This is a genomic window from Amycolatopsis sp. NPDC059235, from assembly GCF_042754125.1.
GTDB classification, from domain to species: domain Bacteria; phylum Actinomycetota; class Actinomycetes; order Mycobacteriales; family Pseudonocardiaceae; genus Amycolatopsis; species Amycolatopsis albidoflava.
The window spans coordinates 12,282-38,838 of sequence record NZ_JBHZAG010000068.1 but is presented as its reverse complement, the minus strand read 5'-3'; the positions used below and the strand labels follow the sequence as shown (position 1 = coordinate 38,838).

Below are 26,557 nucleotides of genomic sequence, written 5' to 3'. Positions count from 1 at the left end.
TCGGGGGTGGGGTTGTTGCTGGGCGGGGGGGGGGTGGTGTGTGTTTGTGCCGGCGAGAACCGGCACAAACACTCACCACCCCTTACATCTTCGCCGCCCCCGCCTTGATGGCCTCGCGGATCCGGGAGTACGTGCCGCAGCGGCAGACGTTGCGGATCTCGTCCAGGTCGGCGTCGTTGATCTCGCGGCCCTTCGCCTTGGCCTCCTTGACCTTCGCGACCGCCGCCATGATCTGGCCGGGCTGGCAGTAGCCGCACTGCGCGACGTCGTTCTCCAGCCAGGCTTCCTGCATCGGGTGCAGGTCGGCCTTCACCGTGTCCGGCAGGCCCTCGATCGTGGTGATCTCGTCCGTGGCCTTGATGTCGGCCACCCGCACCGAACACGGGTTGAACGCCTTGCCGTTGAAGTGCGACGTGCACGCCTTGCACACGTTGATGCCGCAGCCGTACTTCGGCCCGCGGACGCCGAGGACGTCGCGCAGGACCCACAGCAGCCGCACGTTGTCGTCGACGTCGACGGACACCGGCTTCCCGTTGAGGATGAAGGTGTGCTTGCTCATCGTGCTCCTCAGTAGGTGTGGCTCAGGCCGTCAGTCGGCGATTCGGGAACGGGCGGGACAAACGACTTGACCTCGAAGCCGATCGGGTCGTCGTGGTTGATCGGGAACCGCTTCGGGACCTTGCCGGTCGCGCGGGCGTACGCGCACGCGACTGCCGCGACGGAACAGGCCACGCCCGCTTCGCCCGCGCCGCCCGGCTGCTCCCCGTTGGACGGCATCGCGATCGCGGTGAAGTCCTGCGGGATGTTCCACTGCCGGGTGTAGAAGTAGTTGTCCCAGCTGGCTTCCAGGAAGTGCCCGTCCTTCAGGTGGACGCTGCTGGTCAGCGCGAGCGCCAACCCGTCGGCGAAACCGCCCATGATCTGCGCCTCGAGGCCGCGCGGGTTGATCACCAGCCCAGCGTCGAGCGCGATGACCGCCTTCGTCACGCGCGGACCGGCGACGCCGTCGCGCACCTTGCGGTTCACCGTCTCCGGGCGGCAGTCGATTTCCACGAGGCAGGCGCTGGCGCCCTTGTATTCCTTGTGGATCGCGATGCCCTGCGCGGTGCCCGGGGCCATCTTCTTGCCCCAGCCGCCGACCTCGGCGACCTTGCGCAGGACGCCCTTCACCTTGTCGTTCTTGAGGAATTCCATCCGGAAGTCGTACGGGTCCTTGCCCATCGCCTTCGCGAGCATGTCCACGACCAGCTCGTTGGCGCAGCCGACGTCGGGCGAGTAGACGTTGCGCATCGACCCGGTGTTGAACCGCTGGTCGGTTTCGGTGAGCGTCTGGTCGACGACGCCGAAGTTGTACGGCATTTCCTGGCTCAGCACGAAAACCGCCTCGGCGACACCGAGGTTGCCCAGTCCGGTCGGGAGTTTCGTGGCGACCGAGGTGAGCATTTCGCCGAGCCCGTGCCGGAACGACGTCTCGACGGAGGTGTGCCGCTGCTCGAAGGTGAGCACGTTCCCGGCGAGCACGGTGGCCCGGATCCGCGACGTCGCCATCGGGTGCAGCCGACCCTGGCGCGGCTCGTCGGCGCGGTGCCACATCAGCCGAACCGGCTTGCCGAACGCCTTCGACGCCTGCGCCGCTTCGACGGCGTGGTTGCCGAACAGCTTGTGGCCGAAGGAACCGCCGCCGGTGACGACGTGGCACTTCACCTTGCCCTGCGGCAATCCGACCGCCTGCGCGACCTCGCCCTGGGTGACGATCGGCGACTTCAGCCCGGCCCAGATCTCCGCGCTGCCCTCGCGCACGTCGGCGACCGCGCAGTACGGCTCCAGCGCGGCGCTCGAACGGAACATGAACTCGAAGTCCGCCTCGACCGTCTTGGTCAGCACCGGAACCTTCGGCACCGCAAGCGGAAGCTCGGCGCGGCGCAGGTTGGCGAGCACGGATTCGTCGTCCTGGCCCTCGACACTGCCGGGGCCCCAGTCGACCTGCAGCGCGCGCACGCCGTCGATGCACTGGCCGAACGTCTCCGCGCGGACCGCGACCCCGGTCGGGATGATCGCGATGTCGGTGACGCCGGGCAGCTTCAGCACGTCGGCCTGGTTGCGGACGGCCTTCGGCGTGCCGTTGAGCGTCGGCGGACGGCAGATCATCGTCGGCAGCGCGCCGGGGATGTCCAGGTCCATCGCGAACTGCTTCTTGCCGGTCACGATGTCGTGCGCGTCGAGGCGGGTCTGCGGCTTGCCGAGCACCTTGAAGTCGCCGGAGCCCTTGAGCTTGCTCGGGTCCAGCTGCACCTGCTTGGTGGTGCTGGACGCGGCCTTCGTCGCCAGTTCGCCGTACGTCGCGGTCTTGCCGTTCGGCGCGGTGACGATGCCGCCCTTGACGATGAACCGCTCGGCGGTGCCGCCGAGCAGGATCGCCGCCGCTTCGAGCAGCTGCTGCTTGGCGATCGCGGCGGCGACGCGGATCGGCGTGTAGGTCGAGACCGTGGTGTTCGACCCGCCGGTGAGCTGGTTGAACAGCAGTTCCGGCCGCGCCGGCGCGAGCGTGACGTGCACCTTCTCGACCGGCAGGTCCAGCTCCTCGGCGATGATCATCGCGGTCGAGGTGGTGATGCCCTGGCCGACTTCGGCGCGCGGGATCTCGAACGAGGCGCTGCCGTCCTTGTTGATGGTGACGGTGATCAGCTGCGACGTCGGAAGCCCGGCGTCGGTGAGCGCGTCGTTGAGGTCGTACAGCTCGGGCGGCTGCGGAGCGGAGGGGACGGCGGCGGACGCGGGGCTGGCGAGCCCGACGTCCGCGGCGACGACGAGGGTCCCGGCCGCGACGACGTAACCGAGGAATCCACGCCGGGAAAAGCCCCCGCGCTCCTTCCCGGTGTCCGGCTCGGAGTGACTGAGAGTCACGCTGGTTCCCCTTTCGAGGTAAGGACCGCGTGCCGGAACGCAGCACGTGCACGCGGGTGGTGGTGGGGGACCACCTTGCCGGGTGAATCCGGGCTTGAGTGTTCAAGTTCTGTACAGCGGCAGCGGAGAGCGATGGTTATCCTGCTGCGCGTCACCAACGAAGGTGGAGATCCGCGTGAGCTCGATGACGTCCCCGCGCAGCGTGATGCTGCGGGAACCGATCGCCCAGTCCTGGCGCCGTGCTTCGCTCGCCGGGGTGCGCCCCGAAACCGCGCTGCTCGGGCTGCGGTCCGCGGAGGTAGACCCGGCCAGCAAGCTGCTCGCGGCGGCCGCGCCGGTGCTGGAGGATCTCGACGAGCGGCTCGCCGGCACCGCGATGTCCACTGTGCTCGTCGACCACGATGGCAGGCTCGTGCACCGGTGGAGCGCCGACCGTGCCGTCGAAGACTGTCTCGACCACCTGGGCATCGGCGTCGGCACCTGCCTGCTGGAGGACGAGGTCGGGACCACCGGGCCGGGCACCGCGCTGGAAACCCGGTCGAGCATCGTGGTGCACGGGGAAGAGCATTACGCCGAGGCGCTGCGCGGTTTCAGCTGTTACGGGCACCCGATTTTCCACCCGGTCACGCGCAGGCTGGAAGGCGCGCTCGACATCACGCTGCTGGCCGCCGAGGCGAATCCGCTGCTCGCGCCGCTGGTCGCGAAGGCTGTCGAGGAGATCGAACGGCAGCTGCTGGAGGGCAGCCGGGTGTCCGAACGGTCGCTGCTGGCCGCGTTCCAGGCGACGTCGCGCCCGACCCGGCCGGTGGTCGCGATCGGTCCGGACCTGTTGCTGTGCAACCAAGCCGCCGCCGACCTGCTGGAAGGCGCGGACGTCGCGCTGCTGTGGAACCTCGCGGGCGAGGCGAGCCGACCGTCCGAAATGGAGACCGAACTGCGCTCCGGCCAGCGCGCGCGGGTCCGGGCCGAACCGGTGCCCGGCGCACGCGGCGGAGTGCTGGTCGAGATCCGCCCGCTGAGCGCGGCCGAGGCCCGGCCGACGCGGCGTCGCGCTGTGGTCATTCCCGGACACGTGCACATCTCCGGCCCGCCCGGAACCGGCCGCACCACCGAGGCGCGGCTGCGAGTGCCCGAGGAACCGTGCACGACGCTGACCGGCTCGGAAGCAGTCCTCGGCGGCTCGGCGGCCTGGGCCGCTCAGTTCACCGCCGCGGTCGAGGCGGGGTCCGGCAGCATCTGCGTCGACGGCGCGGACCTGCTGCCCGCTGAGCTGGTCGACCTGGTCGCCACGCACGCCGCCCGAGGAGTCGGCCCGCACCTCGTGCTGACCACCGGCCCGCGCGAGGGGCTGACCGGCCCGGAGCGGGCGCTGATCGCGTCCTGCGCGGAGAACGTCGAGCTGCTGCCGCTGGCGCACCGGCCGGACTTTCCCGAGGTCGCGGCGCGGATGCTGGCCGAACTCGGGGCCGCGCGGACGCACAACATCACGCCGGGCGCGCTGCGGATCCTGGGTTCGTACGACTGGCCGGGGAACCTGCCTGAACTGCGCGGCGTGCTGAGCCAGGCGATCCGGAAGCGGTCCGTGGGCGCGATCGGGCCGGGGGATTTGCCGCCCGCGCTGGTGGCGGATGCCTCGGGGCACGAGCTGGCGCCGATCGAGCGGGCGGAGCGGAACGCGATCGTGGCGGCGTTGCGGTCGGCCGGGGGGAACAAGGTGCGGGCGGCCAGCACGTTGGGGATTTCGCGGACGACGTTGTATGCGCGGATGCGGGCTTTGCGGGTGCTGGGCTAGTTGGCATGGTTATTGGCATTGGCGCGCTAGCCGGGGGCGGCGGGTCAGCGGTAGTCGGCCGGTGATTGTCCAGTCCACCGGCGAAACGCTCGCCGAAACGCGCTCGCCTCGGAGAAACCCAGCCGTTGAGCCAGTTTCTCCATTGATTCGTCGCCGCGGCTGAGACTGGCGATCGAGGCGTCCCGGCGAACGCCGTCGCGGATCTGGCCGATCGACGTGCCTTCGCCCCGCAATAGTCGGCGCAGGTGCTGGGTGCTGACGCCGAGCCGGTCCGCAATGCCGTCCGGTGCGATGGTGCCCTGCTCGACGATCGCGCGGACCCGGTCGGCGAGGGCCGAACCGTAGTCGCGGGTGGCGAGCCAGGCGTCCGGCTGGTCCTCGAGAAACTCGGCCAGCTCCGCCTCGCCGCAGATCACCGGCGCGGGCAGGAGCCTGCGGTCGAAGGCGAGGACCAGCGCGTCGGCGTCGAACTGCGGATGGCGGCCGAAAACCAGCTCGTAATGCGGCGCGTGGTCCGGTTTCGGCCACGGCAGGCGGAGTTCGCGCAGGTCGATGCGTTGTCCGGTGAGCCAGCCGAGCAGCCGGTGCACGACGATGGCGACCAGTTCGGCCGCGACGTGCTCGGGGTCGTCGAGCTGGCCAACGTCGATCTCGACCTCCGCCAGCGGAGCCGCCGAGCGGACCGCGACGGCGGGCATACCGGGCAGGACGTGAGCGGCTTCTTCCAAGCGGTGCAGGGCCGTCCGCAGGTCCGGCGCGGGCGCGACCGATCGGACTACCAGCCGGAACAGCCCGCGCGGGGCTCGCGGGCCGAGGGCGAAGAGTTCGTCGTCGGTCTGGAGCCACAGTTCGCGGGTGAGCTCGGAGACCTGGCGGAGGGTGACACCGGTGCGGTCCGGCGGGATGCCGAGGCGGCGCAGCAGCGCGGGGACGTCGAGATTCCGGCGTTCGCCGATCCGCGCCAGCCGCTGGGCCAAGGCGTCCAGAACCGCCGGATCGTCCACGGCTCAAGGCTAGCTGGCGGTTAACGGGCGATTTCTACCCGATCGGGTGACGCGGCTCGGTCGGGATCCGCGCGCCGAGCAGCCGTTCGGTCTCCGTCCAGAGCCACGCGCCCAGCTCCGGATCGCGGCTCGTCGTCACCGGCTGTTGCACCTCCGCGTGGGCGGTCCGATGCGGGCCGAGGTACTCGCCGCCGCGCAGTTCCGGCGAAGCGACCGCGGCGACGACCGGCCGGGCCGCCTGGTCCTTCCCCCGCACGATCTCGCGGAACAGCGCACGAGCCGCCCGCGCCCCGGGCCGCCCGAGCGTGAGTGCGTCGATCGCCCCGCCGGGATGCACGACGATCGACTGGAGGTCCGCGATCCGCCGGTGCAGTTCGAAGCCGAAGATCTCGACCGCGTGCTTGGACATCGCGTACGCGACCCGTGCCCGGTAATCCCTTTCGGACAGCCAATTCTCGCGATCGAAGGGGATCTTGCGGGTCAGCATGCTCCCGAGACTGACCACCCGCCGGACCGCCGGAAGCGCACGCCGCAGCAGTTCCGCGTGCGCGAGGTGGTTGATCCCGACGATCTCCTCCGCCCCGAACGCGCCGATCCGCCAGGCCGGGCCCGGCCTAAACGCCCCCGCGACGACACCCGCGTTCAGCACAAGCGCATCCAGCGGCGCTTCGCTGAGCTGGTCGCCAGCCCGGGCGATGGACGTCCGATCGGCGAGGTCCAGCTGAAGGAACTCGTGCCGCGGCGGGTCCGGGAGCGCGGAAACCGCCGCGCGGCCCCGGGATTCCGACCGGCCGAGGACCAGCACCCGGGCGCCGAGATCGGCGAGCTGTGCGGCGGCGAAGAAACCGATTCCGGAGGTGGCTCCGGTGATCGCGACGGTCTGCCCGTCGATCCGCTCGGGTTGTACTTCTTTCGGCACAGGGTGGACGCTACGTTCGCCGCCGATGCCCGCACCAGGACCGGTGCTAGCGGATTTCGGGACTATTCCGCGCATTCCTCAACGGCATCACGGCTTCCCAGCGAGCGCGGCCAGCCGGTCCGCGACCAGGTCGATGTCGGCGTCGGTGGTGCGGTAGTTCGCGACGCACGCCCGGATCGCGGTTTGCCCGCGCAGCTGTGCCGGACCCAGCAGCGCAGTGCCTTCGTCCGCGAGCTGGGCGAGCAGCTCCGGGTATTCCTCGTCGCGGCGGCCGTCGATGCGCACGCACACGGCAGTCAGCGCTACCGGGTTCAGCAGAGTCAATCCCGGTTCGGCGGCGACGCGTTCGCCGAGCCGCGCGGCGAGGCGGAGGCAGCGTTCGGCGGCGGCGCGGAAGGTGTCGACGCCGAACGTCCGCAGCGCGGCCCACACCTTCAACGCCTTGAAACTGCGCGAAAGCTGCGGCCCGTAGTCCATGAAGTCGAGCATTAGGTCGTCCTCGGCGACGGTCAGATAAGACGACGAGAACGCGAAAGCAGATCGAAGTTTTCCGGCGTCTTTCACCACCAGCGCACCGGCTTCGAGTGGCATGAACAGCATCTTGTGCGGATCCAGTGCGATGGAATCCGCGCGGGACAACGGGGCGAACGTCTCCCGCGCGGAGTCGGCGAGGACGAACAGCGCACCGTACGCGCCGTCGACGTGCAGCCACAGGTCTTCTCGCGCGCACAGATCGGCGATGGGTCCGATCGGATCGATCGACCCGCTGGTGACCGTGCCGGCGGTGGCGACGACGCAGAACGGTTCGAGCCCGGCGGCACGGTCGGCCGCGACGGCGTCGGCGAGGAGGTCGACCCGCAGGCGGAAGTCGTCGTCGACCGGGAGGTGCCGGACGTGGTCCAGACCGATGCCGAGTGTCGCGGCGGCCTTGTTGACGCAGCGGTGGGCCTCCTCGGAGGTGTAAAGCACCAGCGGCGCACCGGATTGCAGGCCGCGTTCGCGGAAATCCGGGCGGCGGTCCGCGAGGGCGGTGGTGATCGCGTCCCTGGTCGCGCCGGAACCTCCGTTGGTCAGGATGCCGCCCGCGGCCGGGCACAGGTCGAAAAGGCCGGCCAGCCAGTGGACGACCGAGCGTTCGACGACGCTCGCCGCGGGGGAGAGCTGCCAGAAGTTGCAGTTTTGGTTGAGCACGGCGGTGATCGCGTCGGCGTACGGAGCGATGCCGTTCGGCGGACCCTGCACGTACGCGAGGAATCGAGGGTGCGCGACGGTGGTCGAGTTCGGCACGATGCGGTCCCGAACCTCGGCGAAGAATCCTTCTACGCCAATGCCTTCTGCCGGAAACGGTTCGGCGAGGAGTTTGGCCAGCGTGTCCCGGTCGACGTCCGGGAGGATCGGCCGGGTCCGGAGGGATTCTTCGTAGCCGTCAACGAAACGGGCCAGCGAAGCGGCTGCTTGCGCGCGTTCCGCGGGGGAGAGGGCGAGGGAGTTCACGTGCTGCCTTCCGGTCGGATGCTGGTATCGACGGTAGTGCGGAAGGCGGGGCAGCCGATGCCGAAGATTGCGCCGCAGGCCCTCGTGAATAGCATCGGATGCCATGGACAAGACCGATCGCGCAATCATCCACCACTTGCTGGCTGACGGCCGACTGCCGAACAACGAACTCGCCGACCGGGTCGGGCTGTCGCCGTCGCCGTGTCTGCGCCGAGTCCGCGCGCTCGAAGCGGCCGGGGTGATCACCGGTTACCACGCGGCAGTCGACCCGGCCGCGCTCGGCCGTGGCCTCGAGGTGCTGCTGCACGTGGAAATGGCGGATCAGCGCAGCGAGGTCATCGAGGCGTTCGAGGAGGCGGTGCTGCGACTGGACGAAGTGGTGTCGTGCCGCCGGATGTTCGGCACCCCGGACTATCTGATGCAGATCGCGGTCGCTGATATGGCGGCGTACGAACAGCTGTACATGACTGAGCTGACCCGGATGCCGGGCGTGGCGCGGACGAATTCGCAGTTCGCGATGAAGACGGTGAAAGCGACACCTGGTCAGCACTGGTGAGATCTTCCGGTGGGCACTGGCGAAGCTCGATAAGCCGTCCCGCGGCCGGGATTTTCTGACAAAGACATGTCTGGACCAGTCCGTTGACATGGTTGTCATCGCGGGCTGACCATGGTCTCGTCGCCGGAGCGCACGCCGGTTCCGGACTCGCACCGCTCGCCTGAACGGGTTCCGTCCGCTTTGTCGTGCCGGAGGAAGCTGCCATGCTGCTTCGTCGATTTCTTGCTGCCTTAGTTTTCCTGGCCGCCGTACCGGGCCATTCCGCCGAAGCAGCGCCGCTCGGCCAGGCGGTGCGGATCATGCCGCTCGGCGATTCGATCACGGCCGGAGCGGGCAGTGCCACTGTGTCGTCGTATCGGGCTCCACTGTGGACAATGCTTTCCGGAGAATCCCGTTACTCGCCGCGGTTTGTCGGTACCCAGACCAACGGAAGCCTGCCCGACCCGGCCAACGAGGGCCACAGCGGTTACACGATCGACCAGATCACCGCGGGCATCGACGGCTGGCTCGCGTTCGACCGGCCGGATGTCGTCCTGCTCCACCTCGGCATCAACGATCTCGACCGCGGCATCGACGTCGCCGGAGCGCCGGCTCGGCTGCACACTCTGCTCGACCGGATCTACGCCGACCGGCCCAACGCCGCCGTCCTCTTGCTGGGGTTGATCCCCACGTCAGCGGGCTTGGAGAGCCGGGTCGCGGCGTTCAATTCCGTCGTGCGCGGTTTCGAGGCCGGCGAAACCCAAGCCGGGCACCGGTTCCGCTACGTCGAGCCGCCCGCGCTCGCCCCCGGGGAAATGGTCGATCACCTGCATCCGAACGATGCCGGGTACCGGCGAATGGCGGAAAGCTTCTCCGGCGCGCTCGCCCGCGCGTACACCGAGGGCCTGTTCGCCGGGCACCCGGCGCTCGGCGCCGGAACTGAATCCGGCGGCACCGGAAAGGTCCGCTGGGCCGATTTCGACGGCGACGGCCGGGCGGATTACCTGACCGTCGCGCAGAACGGCGCAGTCAGCGTTTACCTGAATCGCGGCGGCGACGGCCACGGCGGATGGCAGCCGCTCGGACAAATAGCCACCGGGCTCACCACGGATCCGGCGCGAGTCCGGTTCGCCGATTTCGACGGCGACGGACGCGCCGACTACCTCCTGCTCGAACCGACCGGCACCGTGATCGTCTACCTCAATCGCGGCGGCGACGGCCACGGTGGCTGGCAGTCGCTGGGCCAGGTCGCGACCGGAACCACCGCCGACCCAAGCCGCGTCTGGTTCGCGGACTTGGACGGCGACGGACGCGCCGACTACCTGACCATCGGGCAGAACGGCGCGGTCACCGCCTATCTCAACCGCGGCGGCGACGGCCGCGGTGGCTGGCTCGGCCGAGGTCAGGTCGCTGGCGGCACGACCACCGACGTGCGCAGCGTGCGCTTCGCCGACCTCGACGGCGATGGCCGGGCCGACTACGTGACGATCGCTCCGGGCGGTGCGGTCGACGCGTTCTTCAATCGCGGCGGCGACGAGCAGGGCGGCTGGTATTCGCGAGGTCAGGTGGCCACTGGCGTCACCACGGATTCCAGCGCCGTGGCTTTCGCCGATTTCACCGGCGGCGGCAATGCCGATTACCTCCTCGCCGACAAAACCACTAACGCCGCTTCCGGATATTCCTGGGAAGGCGGCGACGGTCACGGCGGCTGGATCGACCGCGGCCGGATCGCCAGCGGTGTTCCGATCAGCTGAATAACCCCCGATTGAAAAGGACGCGCGATGAAAGTTCGAGCGAGAGTGAGTTGCGCTCTGGCGACGGTGGTTACCGTCGCTGGACTGTGTTCCGGACCAGTTCAAGCGGCTGAACACCGCGCGGCAGCGGACCCGGCCGGCCTGGTCAACCCGTTCATCGGAACCACCAATCAGGCCAACGATTTCCCCGGCGCGGACGCCCCGTTCGGAATGGTCCAATGGAGTCCGGACACCAACTCGCGGCCGCCGGGCGGAGGCTATGAATACAACGACTCGACGATCACCGGATTCAGCCTGACCCACATCGCCGGCCCCGGCTGCGGCGCGGCGGGGGACCTGCCGATCCTCCCGACCGTCGGCGGAGTCAACCCGTCCGCGAACGTGAACTTCCAGCACAGCAACGAATCCGCGTCCGCCGGGTATTACCGGGTCAAGCTCGACAACGGCGTCAACACCGAACTGACCGCCACCACGCGCAGTGGCATGGGCCGGTTCACCTTCCCCGCCGGAAACCAGTCGAACCTCGTGTTCAAAGTGGACGGAAGCCAGAACCGGCCCAGCAACGCACAGTTCACCGTCGTGTCGAATACCGAAGTGCGCGGTCAGGTCACCAGCGGCGCGTTCTGCGGCGCGGCCAACAGCTACACCGTCTACTTCGACCTGATCTTCGACCGTCCATTCGCGAGCAGCGACAGCCGTTCGGTCACCTTCGACACCTCCGGAAACCAAGTGGTACAGGCGAAAGTCGGCGTGAGCTACGTGTCGGCCGCCAACGCGGCAGCGAACCGGGCTGCCGAGAATGCCGGCTGGGACTTCGACGGCACCCGTGCCGCCGCTGCGCGGGCGTGGAACGACCAGCTCGGCAAGATCAAAATCGCCGGCGGAACATCGGACCAGCAGAAGATGTTCTACACCGCGCTGTACCATTCGCTGCTGCATCCCAACGTGATCAGCGATGTCAACCGCCAATATCCCGGCTTCGACGGCAAACCGCACACCGTCGACGCGGGCCACGACGCGGTGTATGCCAACTACTCAGGTTGGGACATCTATCGCGCCCAGGCTCAGCTGGAGGCATTGCTGGCGCCGAAGGTGGCGTCCGACACCGCACAGTCCATGGTGGACGATTACCGTCAGACCGGGATCTTCCCCAAGTGGTCGGAGAACAACGGCGAGTCCTACGTGATGGTCGGCGACCCGGCCGCGGCCATCATCGCCGACTACTACGCCTTCGGCGCCCGCGACTTCGACTCCGCCGACGCGCTTAAGGGCCTCATCGCCGAAGCGGCCAAAGCGAACAACAACCGTCCAGGCCTGAACTACCTCGACAGCCTCGGCTACCTGCCGCACGACGGAAACTTCGGCTGCTGCAACGCCTACGGCCCCGCAGCGACCACTTTGGAATACAATACCGCGGACTTCGCGCTGTCCGCTTTCGCCGGCGCGCTCGGCGACACCGCCAACCAGCGTACGTACCGCAACCGCGCGCAGAGCTGGCGCAATCTGCTCAACCCGCAGTCCGGTTTCGTCCAGGCCCGCAACGCCGACGGCAATTGGCCGCTCGACTTCGACCCGACGAACGGCAAGAGCATGGTCGAGGGTACGTCGTTCATCTACACCGGCATGGTGCCCTTCGACCTGGCCGGACTGACCCGCGCCAAGGGCGGCCCGACCGTGATGAACCATTACCTGGACAACGTCCTGCGCACCTTCGACGGAAACGACGGCCTCGCCTGGATGGGCAACGAGCCCAGCATCGAACTGCCCTGGGAGTACGACTACACCGGCGCGCCTTACCGGACGCAAGAGACGGTCCGGGCGATCCAGGGCAAGATCTGGCGCAACACTCCCGACGGCCTCGGCGGCGGCAACGACGACCTCGGCACGATGAGCGCTTGGTATGTCTGGTCCGCGCTCGGCATGTTCCCGGAAACCCCGGGCACCGCCGACCTCGCGCTGGGCTCGCCGGTCTTCAGCCAAGCCGTCGTCACGCTCCCGTCCGGCAAGACCCTCACCGTCAACGGCAACGGCGCGGCGGACAACGCGCCGTACGTCCAGGATGCCTCGTGGAATGGCATCGCCTGGAACAAGGCGTACGCGCCGGATATCAGCAACGGCGGCACGTTCAGCTTCACCCTCGGCACGACGGCCAACAAGGTCTGGGCCGCGGATCCGTCCGCCGCGCCGCCGTCCTACCCCGGAGACAGCCCGGCACCGGCGAGCCCGCGCGTCGGCCCGATCGTCGCCGGAGTGTCGTCGAGCCTGTGCGTCGACAACGCGTTCTCGAAGGTCGCGGACGGCAACCCGATCCAGCTCTACGGCTGCGATTCGACTTACGCGCAGGACTGGGTGATCGGCACCGACCACACGCTGCGCGTCCACGGCAAGTGCCTCGACGCCGACAACTCCGGCACCACGAACGGCACCCGCATCCAGCTCTACACCTGCAACAACACCGGTGCCCAGCAGTGGGTCGAGGACAACGGCGCGCTGCGGAACCCGCACTCCGGCCTCTGCCTGGACGATCCGAACAGCAGCACCAAGGAGTTCACCCAGCTGCAGCTCTACACCTGCAACAACAGCCCCGCGCAGAAGTGGGCGCTGCCCCGCTGACCTGACCAGTTGCCCAGACCTAAGGCGGCGCCGGGGCTGGTGTGCTGTCCGTGAGGGGAACCCTGAGGGACTCTGAGTCCCTCAGGGTTCCCCTCACGGACCTGAGGGTGTGGCGTGGTGAGGGGTCCCTGGCATGGGAGCTGGGCACTGCTTTGGCGACCGCCACAAGCCCGTGGCCGAATCTCTGGGCTCTCGTCCAAGGCTGCCGCGATCCGGCCGGATCGATACTGGCGCCCATCGACCCGCCGTGGTCGGGACACCGAGGTCCCGGAGGTTTCCAGCACATGACGCCGCCCCTGCCCCAGGCCGTGGACGAGGCGCTGCACCAGGCCTGTCGCACCGCGTTGCACGAACGGTCCTTCGCCGCCGGGCTCTCGATGGCGGTCACCGGCCGCGACGGGATCCTCGCGTCCGGCGCGTTCGGACACGCCGATCTGGCCGCCGCTCAGCCGACGACCGAGGACACGCTGTTCCAGATCGGCTCGATCTCGAAAGGCATGACCGCCGCACTGCTGCTGCGGGCGCGCGACGCCGGGCTGGTCGACTTGGACCAGCCGGTGACCGAGTACCTGCCGTGGTTCTCCGTCCGGTCCGCGCACGCGCCGATCACCCTGCGCCATCTGATGTCGCACACCGCCGGGATCATCGCGGGCACGGACGTCTCCGGCGACTCCGCCTTCGAGGTGTGGGCCCTGCGCGACACCGAAGCCACGACGCCGCCGGGGACCTGGTTCCACTACTCGAACTCCGGGTACAAGGCGCTCGGGCTGGTGCTGGAAGCGGTGTACCAACGGCCGTACCAGGAACTTCTCGGCGACTTCCTGGCCGAACTGGGGATGCCGGCTGCCGTGCCGGCGATCACCCACGAGATCCGAGCACGCAGTGCGGTGGGATACGAACCTCGCTACGACGACCGCGTCCCGGTCCGCGAGGACGGCTTGGTCCCGGCGACCTGGATCGAGACCGCCACCGCGGACGGCAGCGTCGTCTCAACCGCGCGGGACATGACCGCGTGGCTGCGCCTGGTGATGAGCGGCGGAGCGATAATGGACGACCTCTGTGCCCCGGCGATCCGGATCGAGGAGGAAGACTGCTCGTACGGCCTCGGCATGCTGGTCGGTGAGTTCGGCGGGCGTCCGCACGTCTGGCACACCGGCGGCATGATCGGCTACTACGCCGCGATCGCCTGCGATGTCGAAGCCGGGATCGGGGCCGTCGTGCTGGCCAACGGCACCGGTCCGTGGCAGGAGACCGTCGTGCACCTCATCGACGCGACGCGAGCCGCGCTCGATGGCGGTTCGGTACCGGAATTCGTTCTGCCGGAACGGAAACGCCCGGCACCGCCGACTCCGGACGACCCGCCCGCACACTGGGCCGAGGTCGTCGGGCATTACCGCTGCCACAACCCGTGGCTGTCCAATGTGCACGTCTACGCCCACGACCACCGATTGTGGGTCTCGGTCGCCGGCGGTCCACCGGACGAACTCGTCCCGTTGCCGGACGGCTCGTTCCGCGTCGGCGAGGACGAACGGCTGCCGGAGCGGCTGAAGTTCGACGTCGTCCTGAACGGGGTCGCGGTCCGCGCCGACTACTCCGGATGCCCGCTCTACCGCACCTTCACGCCCTAGGCGGCCCTTGATGAGAAACCGTTTCCGCCGCGCGGCAGCGGCGCTGCTGGCCGTGGTGCTGGCCGCCGGCGGCGTCACCGCGTGCGGCCAGGCTGAGAGCGAAACCGCCGACGGCGGCGTCTTCCGCTTCGGCGCCAACCAGCCGATCGATTCGCTGAATCCGTTCGTTTCGGTAGTCAGCATGGCGTTTTCGGTGTTCGAGCAGATCTATCCGACCCTGGTCCAGCTCGATCCGAACGACAAATACGCCCCCGAATTCGCCACCGACTGGAGCACTTCCGAGGACGGCCAAACCTGGACTTTCCACACCCACCCCGGAGCGAAATGGTCCGACGGCGAGCCGCTGACCGCCGCTGACGTCGCGTGGACGCTCAGCACGATCGCGAAGTTCCAGGACGGCCCGACCGCCGGTCTCGCCAACTACGTGGTCAACCTCGACAGCGCGACCGCACCCGACGCGAATACCGTGGTGCTGCACTACGCCAACCCGGTCTCGAACGTCCTCAGCAGACTGATGAGCGTCCCGATCCTGCCCCGGCACATCTGGCAGAAGTACGCCGAGGGCAAGGGCGAAGCGCTCACCACGTTCCCGAACACCGCGCCCATCGTGTCCGGCGGCCCGTTCGTCCTGGTCAAACACCAGCCGAAACAGATCGCGCTGTTCAAGCGGAATCCCGCTTACTACGGCCCGAAACCGCACATCGCCGGGTTCGGCATCCAGTTCTTCAGCACCGACGACGCGATGATCACCGCGTTGAAGAGCCATCAGCTCGACGCCGTGCAAAGCGTGCCGGCCACTTCAGTGGGCAATCTCGAATCGGCCGGGTTCACGGTGCTTTCCTCGCCGGGCATGCGCTTCGACAGCATCACCGTCAACGCGAACCCGAAACAGCAAGCAGCGCACCGGGAATTGACCAATCCGCTGCTGCGCGAAGCGCTCGACCACGCGATCAACCGGGCTGAGATCGTGAAGACCTCGCTGCTCGGCCACGGCAAACCGGGCGGTGCGGTGATCGCGCCGGGCACCGCGGACTGGACGGACAGCTCGATCAGGCCGCCGTCGTTCGACCTGGGCCTGGCCAACCGGCTGCTCGACCAGGCCGGGTACCGGCGCGGCCCGGACGGCGTGCGGATCGCCGGCGACCATCCGATGGACTATCCGATCATCCTGCCTGAGGACACTTACAGCGGCGCCGGGCTGCGCTCGTTCCAGATCGTCCGCGGCGATTTCGAGCGGATCGGCGTCCGGCTCGAACCGCGGCTGCTCGACAACGCGGCGGCCAACGAAGCGGCCATGGCGAACAAATCGCAGGACTTCGCGATGACCATGTGGGGCTGGAGCGGCGGCACCAGCGACCCGGACGACACGCTCAACTACCTCACCTGCGCCAGCCAGGGAATCCTCAACGACACCGGCTACTGCAGCAAGGAATGGGACGACCTCTACGGCGAGCAGGGCGAGGCGATGAACCCCGCGGACCGCCACGACGTCGTGAACCGGATGCAGCAGCTGGCCGCGCGCGAGCGTCCGCTGCTGGTGCTCGACTACCCGGACGCGATCGAGGCGCACTCGCCTTCCTGGACCGGCTTGACGCCGGTGGGCGGGGCCTCGTTCTCGTCGGAGTCGAAGCTCCCGCTGCTGTCCGTGCGAAAGGCGGGCTGACCCGATGCGCAGTCTCGACTATCTGCTCCGCCGCGGCGTTTTCACTGTGGTGACGATCTTTCTCACGGTCACCGCGAACTTCTTCCTCTTCCGGGTGCTGCCCGGCGACGCGGTGACCAACCTTTCCCGGGTGCCGCACGCGACCCCGGAGCTGCAGCACGCGCTGATGGTCCGCTTTGGACTCGACAAGTCCAAATGGGACCAATACCTGATCTATCTCAAGAACCTGCTGCACGGCGACCTCGGGGTGTCCTTCACCTACCAACAGCCGGTGACCCGTCTGCTGGTCGAGGATCTCAAGAACACCGTGCTGCTGGCCGGCGTCGGGACGCTCGGCGCGATCGTGTTCGGCATCCTGTCCGGGGTGATCGCGGCGTGGCGGCGCAACTCCGCGCTGGACCACCTCAACACCGGGCTCGCGACGCTGGTGTACTCGTTCCCGTCGCAATGGCTCGGGCTGGTATTGCTGATCCTGTTCGCCGGGATACTTCCGGCCGGCGGGATGTCGGACCTGTTCCTGTTCGACAGCCCGCCGTTCTGGCAGAATATCGGCGACGTGGCGAGTCACATGGTGCTGCCGACGATCACGCTGATCCTCACCGCGTACGGCGGTTACACGCTAGTAGTGCGGTCCTCGATGCTGGAAACCCTCGGCGAGGACTACGTGCTCACCGCGCGCGCCAAAGGTCTTTCGGACCGGCGGGTGGTCTGGCAGCACGCGGTGCGGAACGCGATGCTGCCGATGGTCACCATGGTCGCGCTCGATCTCGGCTACGTCGTCGGCGGCGCGGTGCTGATCGAGGTGATCTTCAGCTGGCCGGGCATCGGCATGGCCACCTACACCGCGCTCAGCCAGCGCGATTACCCGATGGTGCAAGGCGGATTCCTGCTCCTGACGGTGTCGGTGATCCTGCTGAACTTCCTCGCCGACCTGGTCTACTTCCGCCTTGATCGGAGAGTCAGCGCATGACCACTGTCGCCCCGGCTGAATTGCGCCGCACCGGAATTTTCCGAAAAGTATTGCAAGAGCACAAAACTGCAGTCGCCGGTCTTGTCATTCTCGGTCTTTTCGTGGTGTTGGCTGTTGTTTCGCCTTACATTGCGCCGTACAGCATCACCGAACGGTCCTGTGCGGTTTTCGAACCGCCGTCCGCGCAGCATTGGCTAGGCTGCGACGACGGTGGTGTGGACATGCTGTCGCTGTTGATGCGCGGCGGACAGACGTCACTCGTCGTGGGGTTCGCCGCGACGCTCGTCGCGATGCTGCTCGGCGGCACGGTCGGGATCCTGTCCGGGTACTTCGGCGGCTGGGTCGACGCGGTGCTGATGCGGATCACCGACGTGCTGCTGGTGCTGCCGGATTTGGTGCTGGCCATGGTGATCGCCGCGGTGTGGGGGCCGAGCCTGTTCCACGTGATCCTGGTGATCGGCCTGCTGGAATGGACGACGACCGCGCGGATCGTGCGCGCGGAAGTGATGTCGCTGCGCGAACGGGCTTACGTCAAACGGGCGCGCGGACTCGGTGCGAGCAACACGCGGGTGATCGTCCGGCACATCCTGCCGCAGGCGGGTCCGTTGCTGATCGCCAACACCGTGCTGACCGTTTCGGTCGCGATTTATCTGGAGACCGCCTTGGCATTTCTCGGTTTGGAAGACCCGAGTGTCACGACTTGGGGCACGATCCTGGAACACGCTTTCGCCCGCACCGCGATCAGTTCCGGTGCCTGGTGGGCGATCGTGCCGGACGGATTCGTGATCGCCGCGGTGAGCATCGGCTGCTTCCTGCTGGGCCGGGCCATCGAGGACGCGCTGAACCCGCGGCTCAAGGTTTCCCATCTGTCCGGACGCCGGTGGCGAGTGCGGGTACTGGCCGGAAGAGGAGCGGACGCCCGATGAATGTCTTGGAGTGCAGGGAACTGCACGTGTGGTTCGACCTGCCGGACGGTGGTCAGGTGCATCCGGTGAACGGGGTGAGCTTCTCGCTGGCCCCGAGCGAACGGTACGGACTGGTCGGCGAATCCGGCTGCGGGAAGTCGACGACGATCCTGGCATTGCTGGGCTTGCTGCCGCCGACCGCGACCGTGGCGGGCAGCGTTTCCATTGCCGGTACCGAGATTCTGGCCGGCGGCGAGGAAACCGTGCGCGGGCATCGGTGGCGGGACATCGCGATGGTGTTCCAGGGCGCGATGAACGCGCTCAACCCGGTGAAGACGGTCGGCTGGCAGATCGCGGAACCGATGCGCGCCCACGGCATCGCGCGCCGGGCGAAAGCACGCGAGCGGGCGCGGGAGCTGCTGGAGCTGGTTGGTATCCCCGCCGCGGCGGCTGATCGCTACCCGCACGAGTTCTCCGGCGGCATGCGGCAGCGGCTGTCGATCGCGATGGCGCTGGCCTGCGAGCCAAAGGTGCTTCTCGCCGACGAACCGACCACCGCGCTCGACGTGATGGTGCAGGCGCAGATCCTGGAACTGCTGACCCGGCTGACCGACGAACTCGGCATGGCGCTGGTCCTGGTCACTCACGACCTGCCGCTGGTATCGCAATTCTGTCACCGTGCCGCGGTAATGTACGCCGGAAAGATGGTGGAAGAGGGCCCGGCGGATCAGCTGAGTTGGGAGTCGCGGCATCCCTACACGCGGCTGTTGTTTTCCGCCACGCCGGACCTCTACGGCGACGAACCGGTCGTCTCGATTCCGGGCGCTCCGCCGCGCCTTGACACCGCGATCGTCGGCTGCCCGTTCCGCCCGCGTTGTGACGTCCCGATGGACCGCTGCGCCGCCGAGTTACCGCTGCTGACCACGGCTGGCCCGGGGCACCGGGCGGCGTGTTTCCGTACCGAGAGCGTGGTGACGGCATGACCGAGGCCCTGCTGGAGGTCGACGACCTCTCGATCCACTACCCGATACGCCGCGGCGTCGGAGGCGCGCTGACCCGGCGTCCGCGCAGCGTCGTGCATGCCGTGGACGGCATCAGCTTCCGGCTCGGACGCGGCGAGATGGTCGCCGTCGTCGGCGAGTCCGGCTGCGGGAAGTCCACTACGGCAGCGGCGATCTGCGGCCAGATCGCCCCGACCGGCGGCACCGTCCGGCTGGAAGGAAACGCGATCACCGGACTGTCGGAACGGCGGTTGCGCTCCGTCCGCCGACGGGTCCAGATGATCTACCAGGATCCGTACGAATCGCTCGACCCGCTGTGCCGGGTGCGGGACATTCTCGCCGAGCCGATGCTGATCCACGGCATCGGCGGGTCCAAAGCGGAACGGAACGCGCTCGCCGCGGAAGCCTTGGAACGCAGCGGCCTCTCTCCGGCGGACGCGTTCCTGGACCGCTACCCGCACGAACTGTCCGGCGGCCAAAGGCAACGCGTCGCCATCGCCGCCGCACTCGTACTCGACCCGGACGTCTTGCTCGCCGACGAGCCAGTGTCCATGTTGGACGTTTCGGTGCGCGCCGGTGTTCTGTCCCTTTTGGACACTCTGCGCAAGGATCAGGACACCGCGATCCTGATGATCACCCACGACCTGTCCACGGCCGCGCATTTCGCCGACCGGATCGTGGTGATGTACCTGGGCCGGATCGTCGAACAGGGACCGGCGCGGGAAGTCGTGCACCACCCGCGGCATCCGTACACGAAGGCGCTGTTGTCCGCAGTCCCGCGACGCGATCGGGAGCAGCAGGCAAAACCGCAGCTGCTCGCCGGCGAGACACCGAACCCCGTCGACGTCCCGCCCGGCTGCCGATTCCGCTCGCGCTGCCCGGTCGGCACCGACGACTGCGAACGCACCGACCCGCCGCTGGTCACCGCCGGCGACCACGAAACCGCATGTCTGTTCGTCTGATCCTGCCCCGCGCCCCCAACGAAAGGAACCTGATGTCCGCCGATCTCGTCCTCCGAGGTGGCTCAGTACTCGACGGCACCGGAACCGCCGCCCGCCGCGCGGACGTGGCGATCGCCGGGGACCGGATCGAGGCGATCGGCGACGTCCGGGACGCCGGCGCTCCCGTCCTGGACGCCGAAGGTTGCGTGGTGGCCCCGGGATTCATCAACGTGCTCAGCCACGCCTACGAAACCCTCCAGCTGGACCCGCGCGGACTGTCGGACGTCTATCAGGGCATCACCACCGAGATCTTCGGCGAAGGCCGCTCGATGGGCCCGGTCACCGGTCGGATGACCAGCCTGGTCGCGGCCGAACCGCCGCTGTTCGGCATGCGGACCAGCTGGCCGCGGCTCGACGATTTCCTGACCGACCTCAGCGGCTCCGGACTCAACATCGGCAGCTTCGTCGGCGCGGAAAACCTCCGAATGCCCTTCGCCGGCAACGAAGACCGCCCGCTCACCGACGACGAGCTGACCGCCGCCTGCGCGTTGCTGGACGAGGAATTGGGCGCGGGCGCACTCGGCGTCGGCTCGGCGTTGATCTACGCGCCGGGCAGCTACGCGTCCACCGAGGAGCTGATCGCGTACGCACGAGTGCTGGCCAAACACGACGCGCTGTACATCTCGCACATCCGCGGCGAGTCGGACCGGCTGGTCGATTCGGTCGACGAGCTGATCCGGATCGCCCGGGAATCGTCCGCGCGAGCCGAGATCTATCACCTGAAGGCTTCTGGGCGACAGAACTGGCCGTTGATGTCCACTGTGCTCGACCGGGTCGAGCAGGCGCGCGCGGACGGACTGGGCATCACCGCGGACATCTACCCGTACGACGCCGGCTCGACGTTCCTCTCCGCCTTCATCCCGCCCCGCTTCCACGAAGGCGGCGCACTGGCCGCGCGGATCGCTTCGAGCCGTGAGGAAATCAAAGCGGCCATTCTGGAACCTGGGCAAGACTGGGAGAACCTGTACCTCGGATCCGGTGGCGCGGAAGGAATCCTGCTGCTGGGCGTCGGCTCCGCTTCGGTGCGGCCGGGCCAGACCCTCGCCGAGGCCAGCGGCGGCGGAGATCCGCTCGACACGCTGCTGGACCTCGTCGCGGCGGAACCGAATGTGATGGTCGCCGAATTCACCGCCTCGGAGGCGGATACGCGACGCGCACTGAAACAGTCGTGGGTTTCGGTGTGCACGGACTCCGAGGCGATCGCGGCGGAGGCGCCGTTCACGGATACGTCCATCCATCCCCGGACGTACGGCGCCTTCGCGCGAGTGCTCGGACCGTGGGTCCGCGAAGGCGTGCTGCCGCTGGAGGAGGCAGTGCGGCGGATGACGAGCCTGCCCGCCGAGAACCTGCGCCTGGTTGATCGAGGAGTGCTGCGGCCGGGTGCGTTCGCTGACGTGACGGTCTTCGATCCGGCGGCTGTGCGGGACAACGCGACCTATGCGGACCCGCACCGGTACGCGGACGGGATGCGGCATGTGCTGGTGAACGGGAAGGCAGCGCTGCGGGACGGCAAACCGACCGGAGTGCTGGCGGGACGCGCGGTTCGGCGGGCGTCGTGAGTGTTTACGCCGGTTAGCGCGGATACCGGGCTGGCTGCCTGCGGTAGCGAGGGTTTTCTCAGTAGTAGGCCTTGGGGAGGTCTGTGAAGGACGTCTGCGGGAGCGGGGAACGGCGTGGCGGTGCTCCGCATCCCCCGGCCAGCCACCGCTACAACGAACCCGCCACGCACCACTGAGAAAACCTCACTGGCGCGCATGACCGCGCACAACCCGAACCCGCAGAGCACCGCGGTGTCGTGAGTGGCAATGCCGGTTAGAACCTTTCGAGACGCTCAGCGAGGTCGGTGATCAGCGGGAGGATCCAGCGCCACGTGTCCGGCTCGGCGGTGGAGAGCGGCGCGGCGGAGTAGAGGTACAGCCGCGCGTCGACGAGTTCGACGTCGAGGGGGCGTTCGAGCAGTCGCGGCAGCAGATCGGGGGCGAACACGGTGCGGTCGAGCAGCGCCTGGATTTCCTTCGCGCGGCCGATCGGCCCGAACACCCGGAACGCGTCCGCGCCCGGCCCGTGCAGTTCGGGATTGCCCGGCGTGGTGTCGGAGCCGGGCAGCCGCGGCCGGCCCGTGGTCGCGCGGGTCATGACGATCAGGTGCGGCAGTTCGGCGTCGAGCGGGGTCGTCGCGTAGCTCCACCGGTGGCGTTCGCCGCTGCGGTACCCGGCGTAGTAGGCGTGCTGGCCGATCTCGATTTCGCGGGGCGATTCCAGGGCGACCACGTCGGAGGAGGTCCGCGAGAGGCCGACCCCGAAGATCGTTCCGGCCCCGCCCGGGTCGGAGATCTTCTTCCGGAAGCCCATGCCGTTCACGGTGGCGAAGCGCATGATCCGGTAGCTCGTCTCGCGCCCGTGCCTGCCGCCTTTGCCCGAGGAGACCAGGAAAAAGACGACGACCGCGACCCCGATCCCGGCCGGGGCCAGCCCGCCGGCGGTGAGGAATCCGCCGGACATCATGCCGAAGAAGACGGAGAAGAACCCGAAGAAGAGCACCGAAAGCCCGGTGACCGCACATCCGCCGGCCGCGAGATCGGCACCTGGCCGTTCGCCGTTCGCCACCGCGTAGGCCCGCGCCGAAGCCGGGTCGACCCGGTCGGTGAACGGGGAGAAGTCGAGGTCGTCGAAGGGCACGGCTCACGTTACCCCGGGCGCCGCGGCGGATCGGTTCAGCGCCGCCTGGAGGGCACCGGCTCACCAGCCGAGCTGATCCCCCAGCCGCAACCGCAGCCACAGCACCAGCCGCTCGTCCGGATCCGCCAGATCGAACCCGAAAATCTCCTCCGCCCTCGAAAGCCGGTACCGGATCGTGTTCGGATGCACCGACAACCGCGCCGACGCCGCCGCGATGTCGCCGTTCGTGTCGAGGTAAGCCAGAATCGTCGGCGCATAGGTAGTCCCATGCTCGACGTCGTGCGCCCGCACCGCCGGCCCCAGCCGTCGCGGCAAGGACGGATCCCCGGCCAGGATCTGCGCCAGCACCGAGAGCGTCGCCCCGGCCCAGACCTCTTCGATCGCGGCCACCCGGCACGCCTCCGGCGAGGTGCGTTGTTCCGCCAGCGTCCGCAGGACCAGGTCCGCGTCGGCCCGGGAGGACGCGATCGACCGCAGCCCGGGGACCGTCGCCCCGAGCCCGGCTTGCACCGGCATCCGCAGCGCGCCGTGTGCTCGCCGGGCGATGTCGGCGACCAGTTCGCCGTGGGGTCCCTTCGGCAGCAGCGCGTAGACCGTCCCGTCGATCAGCGCGCAACCGTGCCGTCCGTAGTGCGCCTCGCAGTGCAGGCTCACTAAATCGGCCAGCCGTGTCGCCGCGTGCGCAGCCAGCACGTCCTCGGGATCGGCGACGGTGAACGCGGCCACCGCGACCGGCGCGTCCGGGTCCAAGCCGAGTTGCGGGGCGACGGCGGTGACGCTGCTCGGGTCGGCCAGCAGGCGTTGCAGCAGGTCAGCGCGCCTCCGGCGGACGACGTCGACCGCCGTGCGCGCGGCAAGCAGGTGCAGCGCGGCGATCTCGGCGGCGTTGAACAGCGCCTGCTCGGCTGTCTCGTCGAGGCTGTCGTCGGCGTCGACCACCCAGATCGACCCGAGCATCTCGCTGCCCGCCCGCACCGCGACGCCGAGCCGCGGCAGCCCGCCGGGGAGCGACGGGAACCGGCAGGTCTGCCGCGTCCGCGCGAGTTCGCGGTACTGGTCGTCGTAGAAAACCGGCACCTCCGGCACCTGCAGCCCGAGGATGCCCTGGCGCCGGCCGTCGTCGATGGGCTGGCCGGGCAGCGTCGAGTACGCCAGGATCCGCCGGTGGGGATCTTCGATGGTCGTCGCTCCGCCGACCATTCCGGCAATGGCGTTGGCCAGCGCGAACAGATCGCCTGCCGCCGGCGCGCCGGGCGTGCGGACGGCGGGTGCGAGCGCCGAGGAGAGCATCGCCTCGAGGTGGTGCCAGGGCACGGCTTCGTCGGCGGCGAGCAGCACCACCCCGGCGTCCCGCGCAGCGTCGGAGAGCTCGGCGAGGGGTTCGCCGAAGCTTTTCACCACCAGCGCCGAATATCCCGCGGCCGAGTGGAGGAGGTCTTTCGCTTCGCCCGGGTCGGCCCCGACCGCGAGCAGGATCGTGTCCTGTCCCGGCGGCGCGACGCCGCGCCGTTCGTGGATGAGCACCCCGGACACCGGCACCGGCCGATCCGGCAGCGGGGTGACCGGCCGCAGCAGCGAAGCGCCGAGCGCGTCGAGGACCTGCGCGAGATCGGGCGCCTCCGGATCGAGCATCGTCACCTCTTTAGCCAGACGCACAAAACATCCGCGGAATCTCTGGACCGGCACTGCACGCACCCGGACGATCCGGCCGCGAGGCTGTCAGCATGCACGTTCCACCAGGCGCACCCGCGACCGTACTCCCTCCGGCCCCGGACGCGGCCGTCTCGACCGCCCTGCGCGCCGCGAACCGGGCCGACGTCCGGATCCTGCTGGCCGACGACGTCCGGACGCTCGAAGCGGTGTCGCGGTTTCTCGCCAAGGTGTGGCGGACGCCGGAATCCCACGCACCGTTCGGCGCGGACGCCCTGCGCGCCGTCGTCCACGCGGGCGGCGCGGTGCATTACACGGCTGATGACGACGGCATCCAGGCGGCGTCGGCGCTGATTTTCTGTCCACCCGTGACGCGCGCGGTCTATTCGCTGATCGCCGCCGCGCGGGCGAGCGACCGCGGAGTGGGCTTCGCGCTCAAACAGGCTCAGCGGGTGTGGGCGCTCGACCAGGGCATGGAAACCATGGTCTGGACCTTTGATCCGCTGGTGAGCCGCAACGCGCATTTCAACCTGGCGAAGCTCGGCGCGCACGGGACCGAGTACACAGTGGACTTCTACGGCCAGATTGTCGACGGCGTCAACGGCGCGGACGAAACCGACCGATTCACTGCCGTGTGGCCGTTGCGGGAACCGAACCCCGCCCGGCTTTCCGGTCCGGATCTGGAGCGCGCGGAGATCGACCCGCGCCGCGCGCCCGACGGCGAACCGTTCCTGGTCCGCGACGGTTCCGGGCATTGGTGCCGGGTCCCGGCCGACATCGTGGGCCTGCGTCGGCTGGACGCGCGGCTGAGCGCGGAGTGGCGCTACGCGATCCGCGACGCTTTCGTCCCGTTGTTCGCCGAGGGCTACACGGCGACCGGGTTCAGCCGGTCCGGCTGGTATCACCTGACCGAAGGGGAGCGGGCATGAAACTCGAACGGATTGACCTGATCGAGGTCAGCCTCCCGCTCGTCCGTCCATTTCGGACTTCGTGCTCGGTGGACACCGAACGCAACACGCTTCTGCTGCACGTGGTGACCGACGTCAGCGAGGGCTGGGCGGAATTCGGCGGCGACCCGGAACCGGTGTACAGCCCGGAATTCGCCGTCGGAGCCGAACGGATCCTGCGCGACCATCTGGTCCCGCGCGTCACCGCCTTGCCGCATCTGACCGCCGCTCGGGTGGCGGGCGCGGTGGCCCCGGTCAAGGGCAATCCGCTGGCGAAAGCCCTGCTCGAAACCGCGATCCTCGACGCCGAATGCCGCGCCTACGCGATGCCGCTGTCGACTTACCTCGGTGGCGTGCGCGATCGCATCGCGGCCGGAGTGTCCGTCGAAATCACTGACACGGTAACGGAATTGATCGACACTGTAGCCGGGTATCTGGCCGAGGGATACGTCCGGATCAAACTGAAGATCGAGCCTGGCTGGGATCTCGAACCCGTACGCGCGGTCCGCGCCGAATTCGGGCCCGACCTGGTATTGCAGGCCGACGCGAACACTGCCTATTCCCTCTCCGACGCCGACCATCTGCGCCGGCTAGACGAATTCGGCCTGGTCCAGCTCGAACAACCGCTCGCCGCGGACGACCTCGGCGGGCACGTCGAACTCGCGAAACTCCTGCGCACTCCGCTCTGCCTGGACGAATCGATCTGCTCCGCCCGCGACGCCGCGTTCGCGATCCGGCTGGGAGCGTGCCGGATCATCAACGTCAAACCCAGCCGCGTCGGCGGATATCTCGAAGCGCGGCGGATCCACGACGTGTGTGCGGCGCACGGAATCCCGGTGTGGTGCGGCGGAATGCTGGAAACCGGCATCGGCCGTGCGCAGAACCTCGCCCTCGCCGCGCTGCCCGGTTTCGTGCTGCCCAACGATATCTCCGCGTCGAGCCGGTACTACGCCACCGATCTCACCGCGCCGTTCGAACTCGAAGACGGTTGCCTGTCCATTCCAGACGGTCCGGGCGGCGGAGTCACCGTCGATCCGGCCGCGCTGAAACGGCACACCGTCGCTTCGCAAACGCTCTTCGCAGTCTGAAGATTCCAGC

General features: G+C 68.6%; 20 protein-coding genes. 13 read left to right on the top strand and 7 right to left on the bottom strand.

Annotated elements, in window-relative coordinates; all coding sequences use genetic code 11:
• Positions 1-82 precede the first annotated feature (82 nt).
• Together ACFXI3_RS33870 and ACFXI3_RS33865 are read right to left on the bottom strand one after the other, a co-directional pair.
• The gene (locus ACFXI3_RS33870) at positions 83-559 is read right to left on the bottom strand and encodes a (2Fe-2S)-binding protein (protein WP_037817840.1); all 477 of its coding nucleotides are present in this window, start codon (positions 557-559) and stop codon (positions 83-85) included.
• Between the two features lie 8 nt (positions 560-567).
• Positions 568-2,904 (bottom strand): molybdopterin cofactor-binding domain-containing protein, encoded by a 2,337-nt coding sequence (locus ACFXI3_RS33865; RefSeq protein ID WP_378405129.1) that lies wholly within the window; start codon positions 2,902-2,904, stop codon positions 568-570.
• Positions 2,905-3,088: 184 nt separating this feature from the next.
• On the opposite strand from ACFXI3_RS33865, the gene ACFXI3_RS33860 reads away from it, so the two are divergent.
• Positions 3,089-4,696, top strand: a complete 1,608-nt coding sequence (locus ACFXI3_RS33860; RefSeq protein WP_344286190.1) for a helix-turn-helix domain-containing protein — start codon at positions 3,089-3,091, stop codon at positions 4,694-4,696.
• A gap of 44 nt (positions 4,697-4,740) precedes the next feature.
• On the opposite strand, the gene ACFXI3_RS33855 is transcribed toward ACFXI3_RS33860, so the two are convergent.
• The 3 genes from ACFXI3_RS33855 to ACFXI3_RS33845 form a co-directional block, all read right to left on the bottom strand.
• The gene (locus ACFXI3_RS33855; RefSeq protein WP_378405127.1) at positions 4,741-5,700 is read right to left on the bottom strand and encodes an AraC family transcriptional regulator ligand-binding domain-containing protein; all 960 of its coding nucleotides are present in this window, start codon (positions 5,698-5,700) and stop codon (positions 4,741-4,743) included.
• A gap of 34 nt (positions 5,701-5,734) precedes the next feature.
• A complete protein-coding gene (locus ACFXI3_RS33850) occupies positions 5,735-6,619 on the bottom strand; it encodes an SDR family NAD(P)-dependent oxidoreductase (RefSeq protein WP_378405125.1) in 885 nt (294 codons plus the stop codon).
• Positions 6,620-6,706: 87 nt separating this feature from the next.
• Entirely contained in the window at positions 6,707-8,113 is a 1,407-nt protein-coding gene (locus tag ACFXI3_RS33845; RefSeq protein WP_378405123.1) for a pyridoxal phosphate-dependent decarboxylase family protein, read from the bottom strand.
• 103 nt (positions 8,114-8,216) lie between these two features.
• Between ACFXI3_RS33845 and ACFXI3_RS33840 the strand changes: the two genes are divergently transcribed.
• The 10 genes from ACFXI3_RS33840 (at position 8,217) to ACFXI3_RS33795 (ending at position 21,742) form a co-directional block, all read left to right on the top strand.
• Complete coding sequence (locus tag ACFXI3_RS33840) at positions 8,217-8,669, top strand: Lrp/AsnC family transcriptional regulator (RefSeq protein WP_378405121.1); 453 nt, start codon at positions 8,217-8,219, stop codon at positions 8,667-8,669.
• Between the two features lie 203 nt (positions 8,670-8,872).
• Positions 8,873-10,402, top strand: coding sequence for an FG-GAP-like repeat-containing protein (locus ACFXI3_RS33835; RefSeq protein WP_378405119.1), 1,530 nt, complete (start codon positions 8,873-8,875; stop codon positions 10,400-10,402).
• 66 nt (positions 10,403-10,468) lie between these two features.
• On the top strand, positions 10,469-13,015 hold the full coding sequence (locus ACFXI3_RS33830; protein WP_378405117.1) for a lectin: 2,547 nt from the start codon (positions 10,469-10,471) through the stop codon (positions 13,013-13,015).
• 284 nt (positions 13,016-13,299) lie between these two features.
• Positions 13,300-14,643 carry a serine hydrolase domain-containing protein gene (locus ACFXI3_RS33825; RefSeq protein ID WP_378405115.1) on the top strand — a complete coding sequence of 448 codons (1,344 nt, stop codon included), beginning with the start codon at positions 13,300-13,302 and terminating at the stop codon, positions 14,641-14,643.
• 10 nt (positions 14,644-14,653) lie between these two features.
• Positions 14,654-16,306 carry an ABC transporter substrate-binding protein gene (locus tag ACFXI3_RS33820; RefSeq protein WP_378405113.1) on the top strand — a complete coding sequence of 551 codons (1,653 nt, stop codon included), beginning with the start codon at positions 14,654-14,656 and terminating at the stop codon, positions 16,304-16,306.
• 4 nt (positions 16,307-16,310) lie between these two features.
• Positions 16,311-17,276, top strand: a complete 966-nt coding sequence (locus ACFXI3_RS33815; protein WP_378405111.1) for an ABC transporter permease — start codon at positions 16,311-16,313, stop codon at positions 17,274-17,276.
• Entirely contained in the window at positions 17,273-18,202 is a 930-nt protein-coding gene (locus ACFXI3_RS33810; protein ID WP_378405109.1) for an ABC transporter permease, read from the top strand. Before ACFXI3_RS33815 ends, ACFXI3_RS33810 begins: the two co-directional genes overlap by 4 nt.
• Positions 18,199-19,164, top strand: coding sequence for an ABC transporter ATP-binding protein (locus ACFXI3_RS33805; protein ID WP_378405107.1), 966 nt, complete (start codon positions 18,199-18,201; stop codon positions 19,162-19,164). Before ACFXI3_RS33810 ends, ACFXI3_RS33805 begins: the two co-directional genes overlap by 4 nt.
• Positions 19,161-20,144 carry an oligopeptide/dipeptide ABC transporter ATP-binding protein gene (locus ACFXI3_RS33800; RefSeq protein WP_378405105.1) on the top strand — a complete coding sequence of 328 codons (984 nt, stop codon included), beginning with the start codon at positions 19,161-19,163 and terminating at the stop codon, positions 20,142-20,144. The genes ACFXI3_RS33805 and ACFXI3_RS33800 overlap by 4 nt, the downstream gene beginning before the upstream one ends.
• A gap of 32 nt (positions 20,145-20,176) precedes the next feature.
• A complete protein-coding gene (locus ACFXI3_RS33795; protein WP_378405103.1) occupies positions 20,177-21,742 on the top strand; it encodes an amidohydrolase family protein in 1,566 nt (521 codons plus the stop codon).
• 253 nt (positions 21,743-21,995) lie between these two features.
• On the opposite strand, the gene ACFXI3_RS33790 is transcribed toward ACFXI3_RS33795, so the two are convergent.
• Both ACFXI3_RS33790 and ACFXI3_RS33785 read right to left on the bottom strand, forming a co-directional pair.
• Entirely contained in the window at positions 21,996-22,862 is an 867-nt protein-coding gene (locus ACFXI3_RS33790; RefSeq protein ID WP_378405101.1) for a hypothetical protein, read from the bottom strand.
• 60 nt (positions 22,863-22,922) lie between these two features.
• The gene (locus ACFXI3_RS33785) at positions 22,923-24,494 is read right to left on the bottom strand and encodes a PucR family transcriptional regulator (RefSeq protein ID WP_378405099.1); all 1,572 of its coding nucleotides are present in this window, start codon (positions 24,492-24,494) and stop codon (positions 22,923-22,925) included.
• Positions 24,495-24,586: 92 nt separating this feature from the next.
• Here ACFXI3_RS33785 and ACFXI3_RS33780 point away from each other — a divergent pair, with 92 nt between their 5' ends.
• Positions 24,587-25,441 carry a hypothetical protein gene (locus ACFXI3_RS33780; protein ID WP_378405097.1) on the top strand — a complete coding sequence of 285 codons (855 nt, stop codon included), beginning with the start codon at positions 24,587-24,589 and terminating at the stop codon, positions 25,439-25,441.
• Positions 25,438-26,547, top strand: coding sequence for an o-succinylbenzoate synthase (gene menC, locus ACFXI3_RS33775; RefSeq protein ID WP_378405095.1), 1,110 nt, complete (start codon positions 25,438-25,440; stop codon positions 26,545-26,547). The genes ACFXI3_RS33780 and menC overlap by 4 nt, the downstream gene beginning before the upstream one ends.
• The last annotated feature ends 10 nt before the right edge of the window (positions 26,548-26,557 follow it).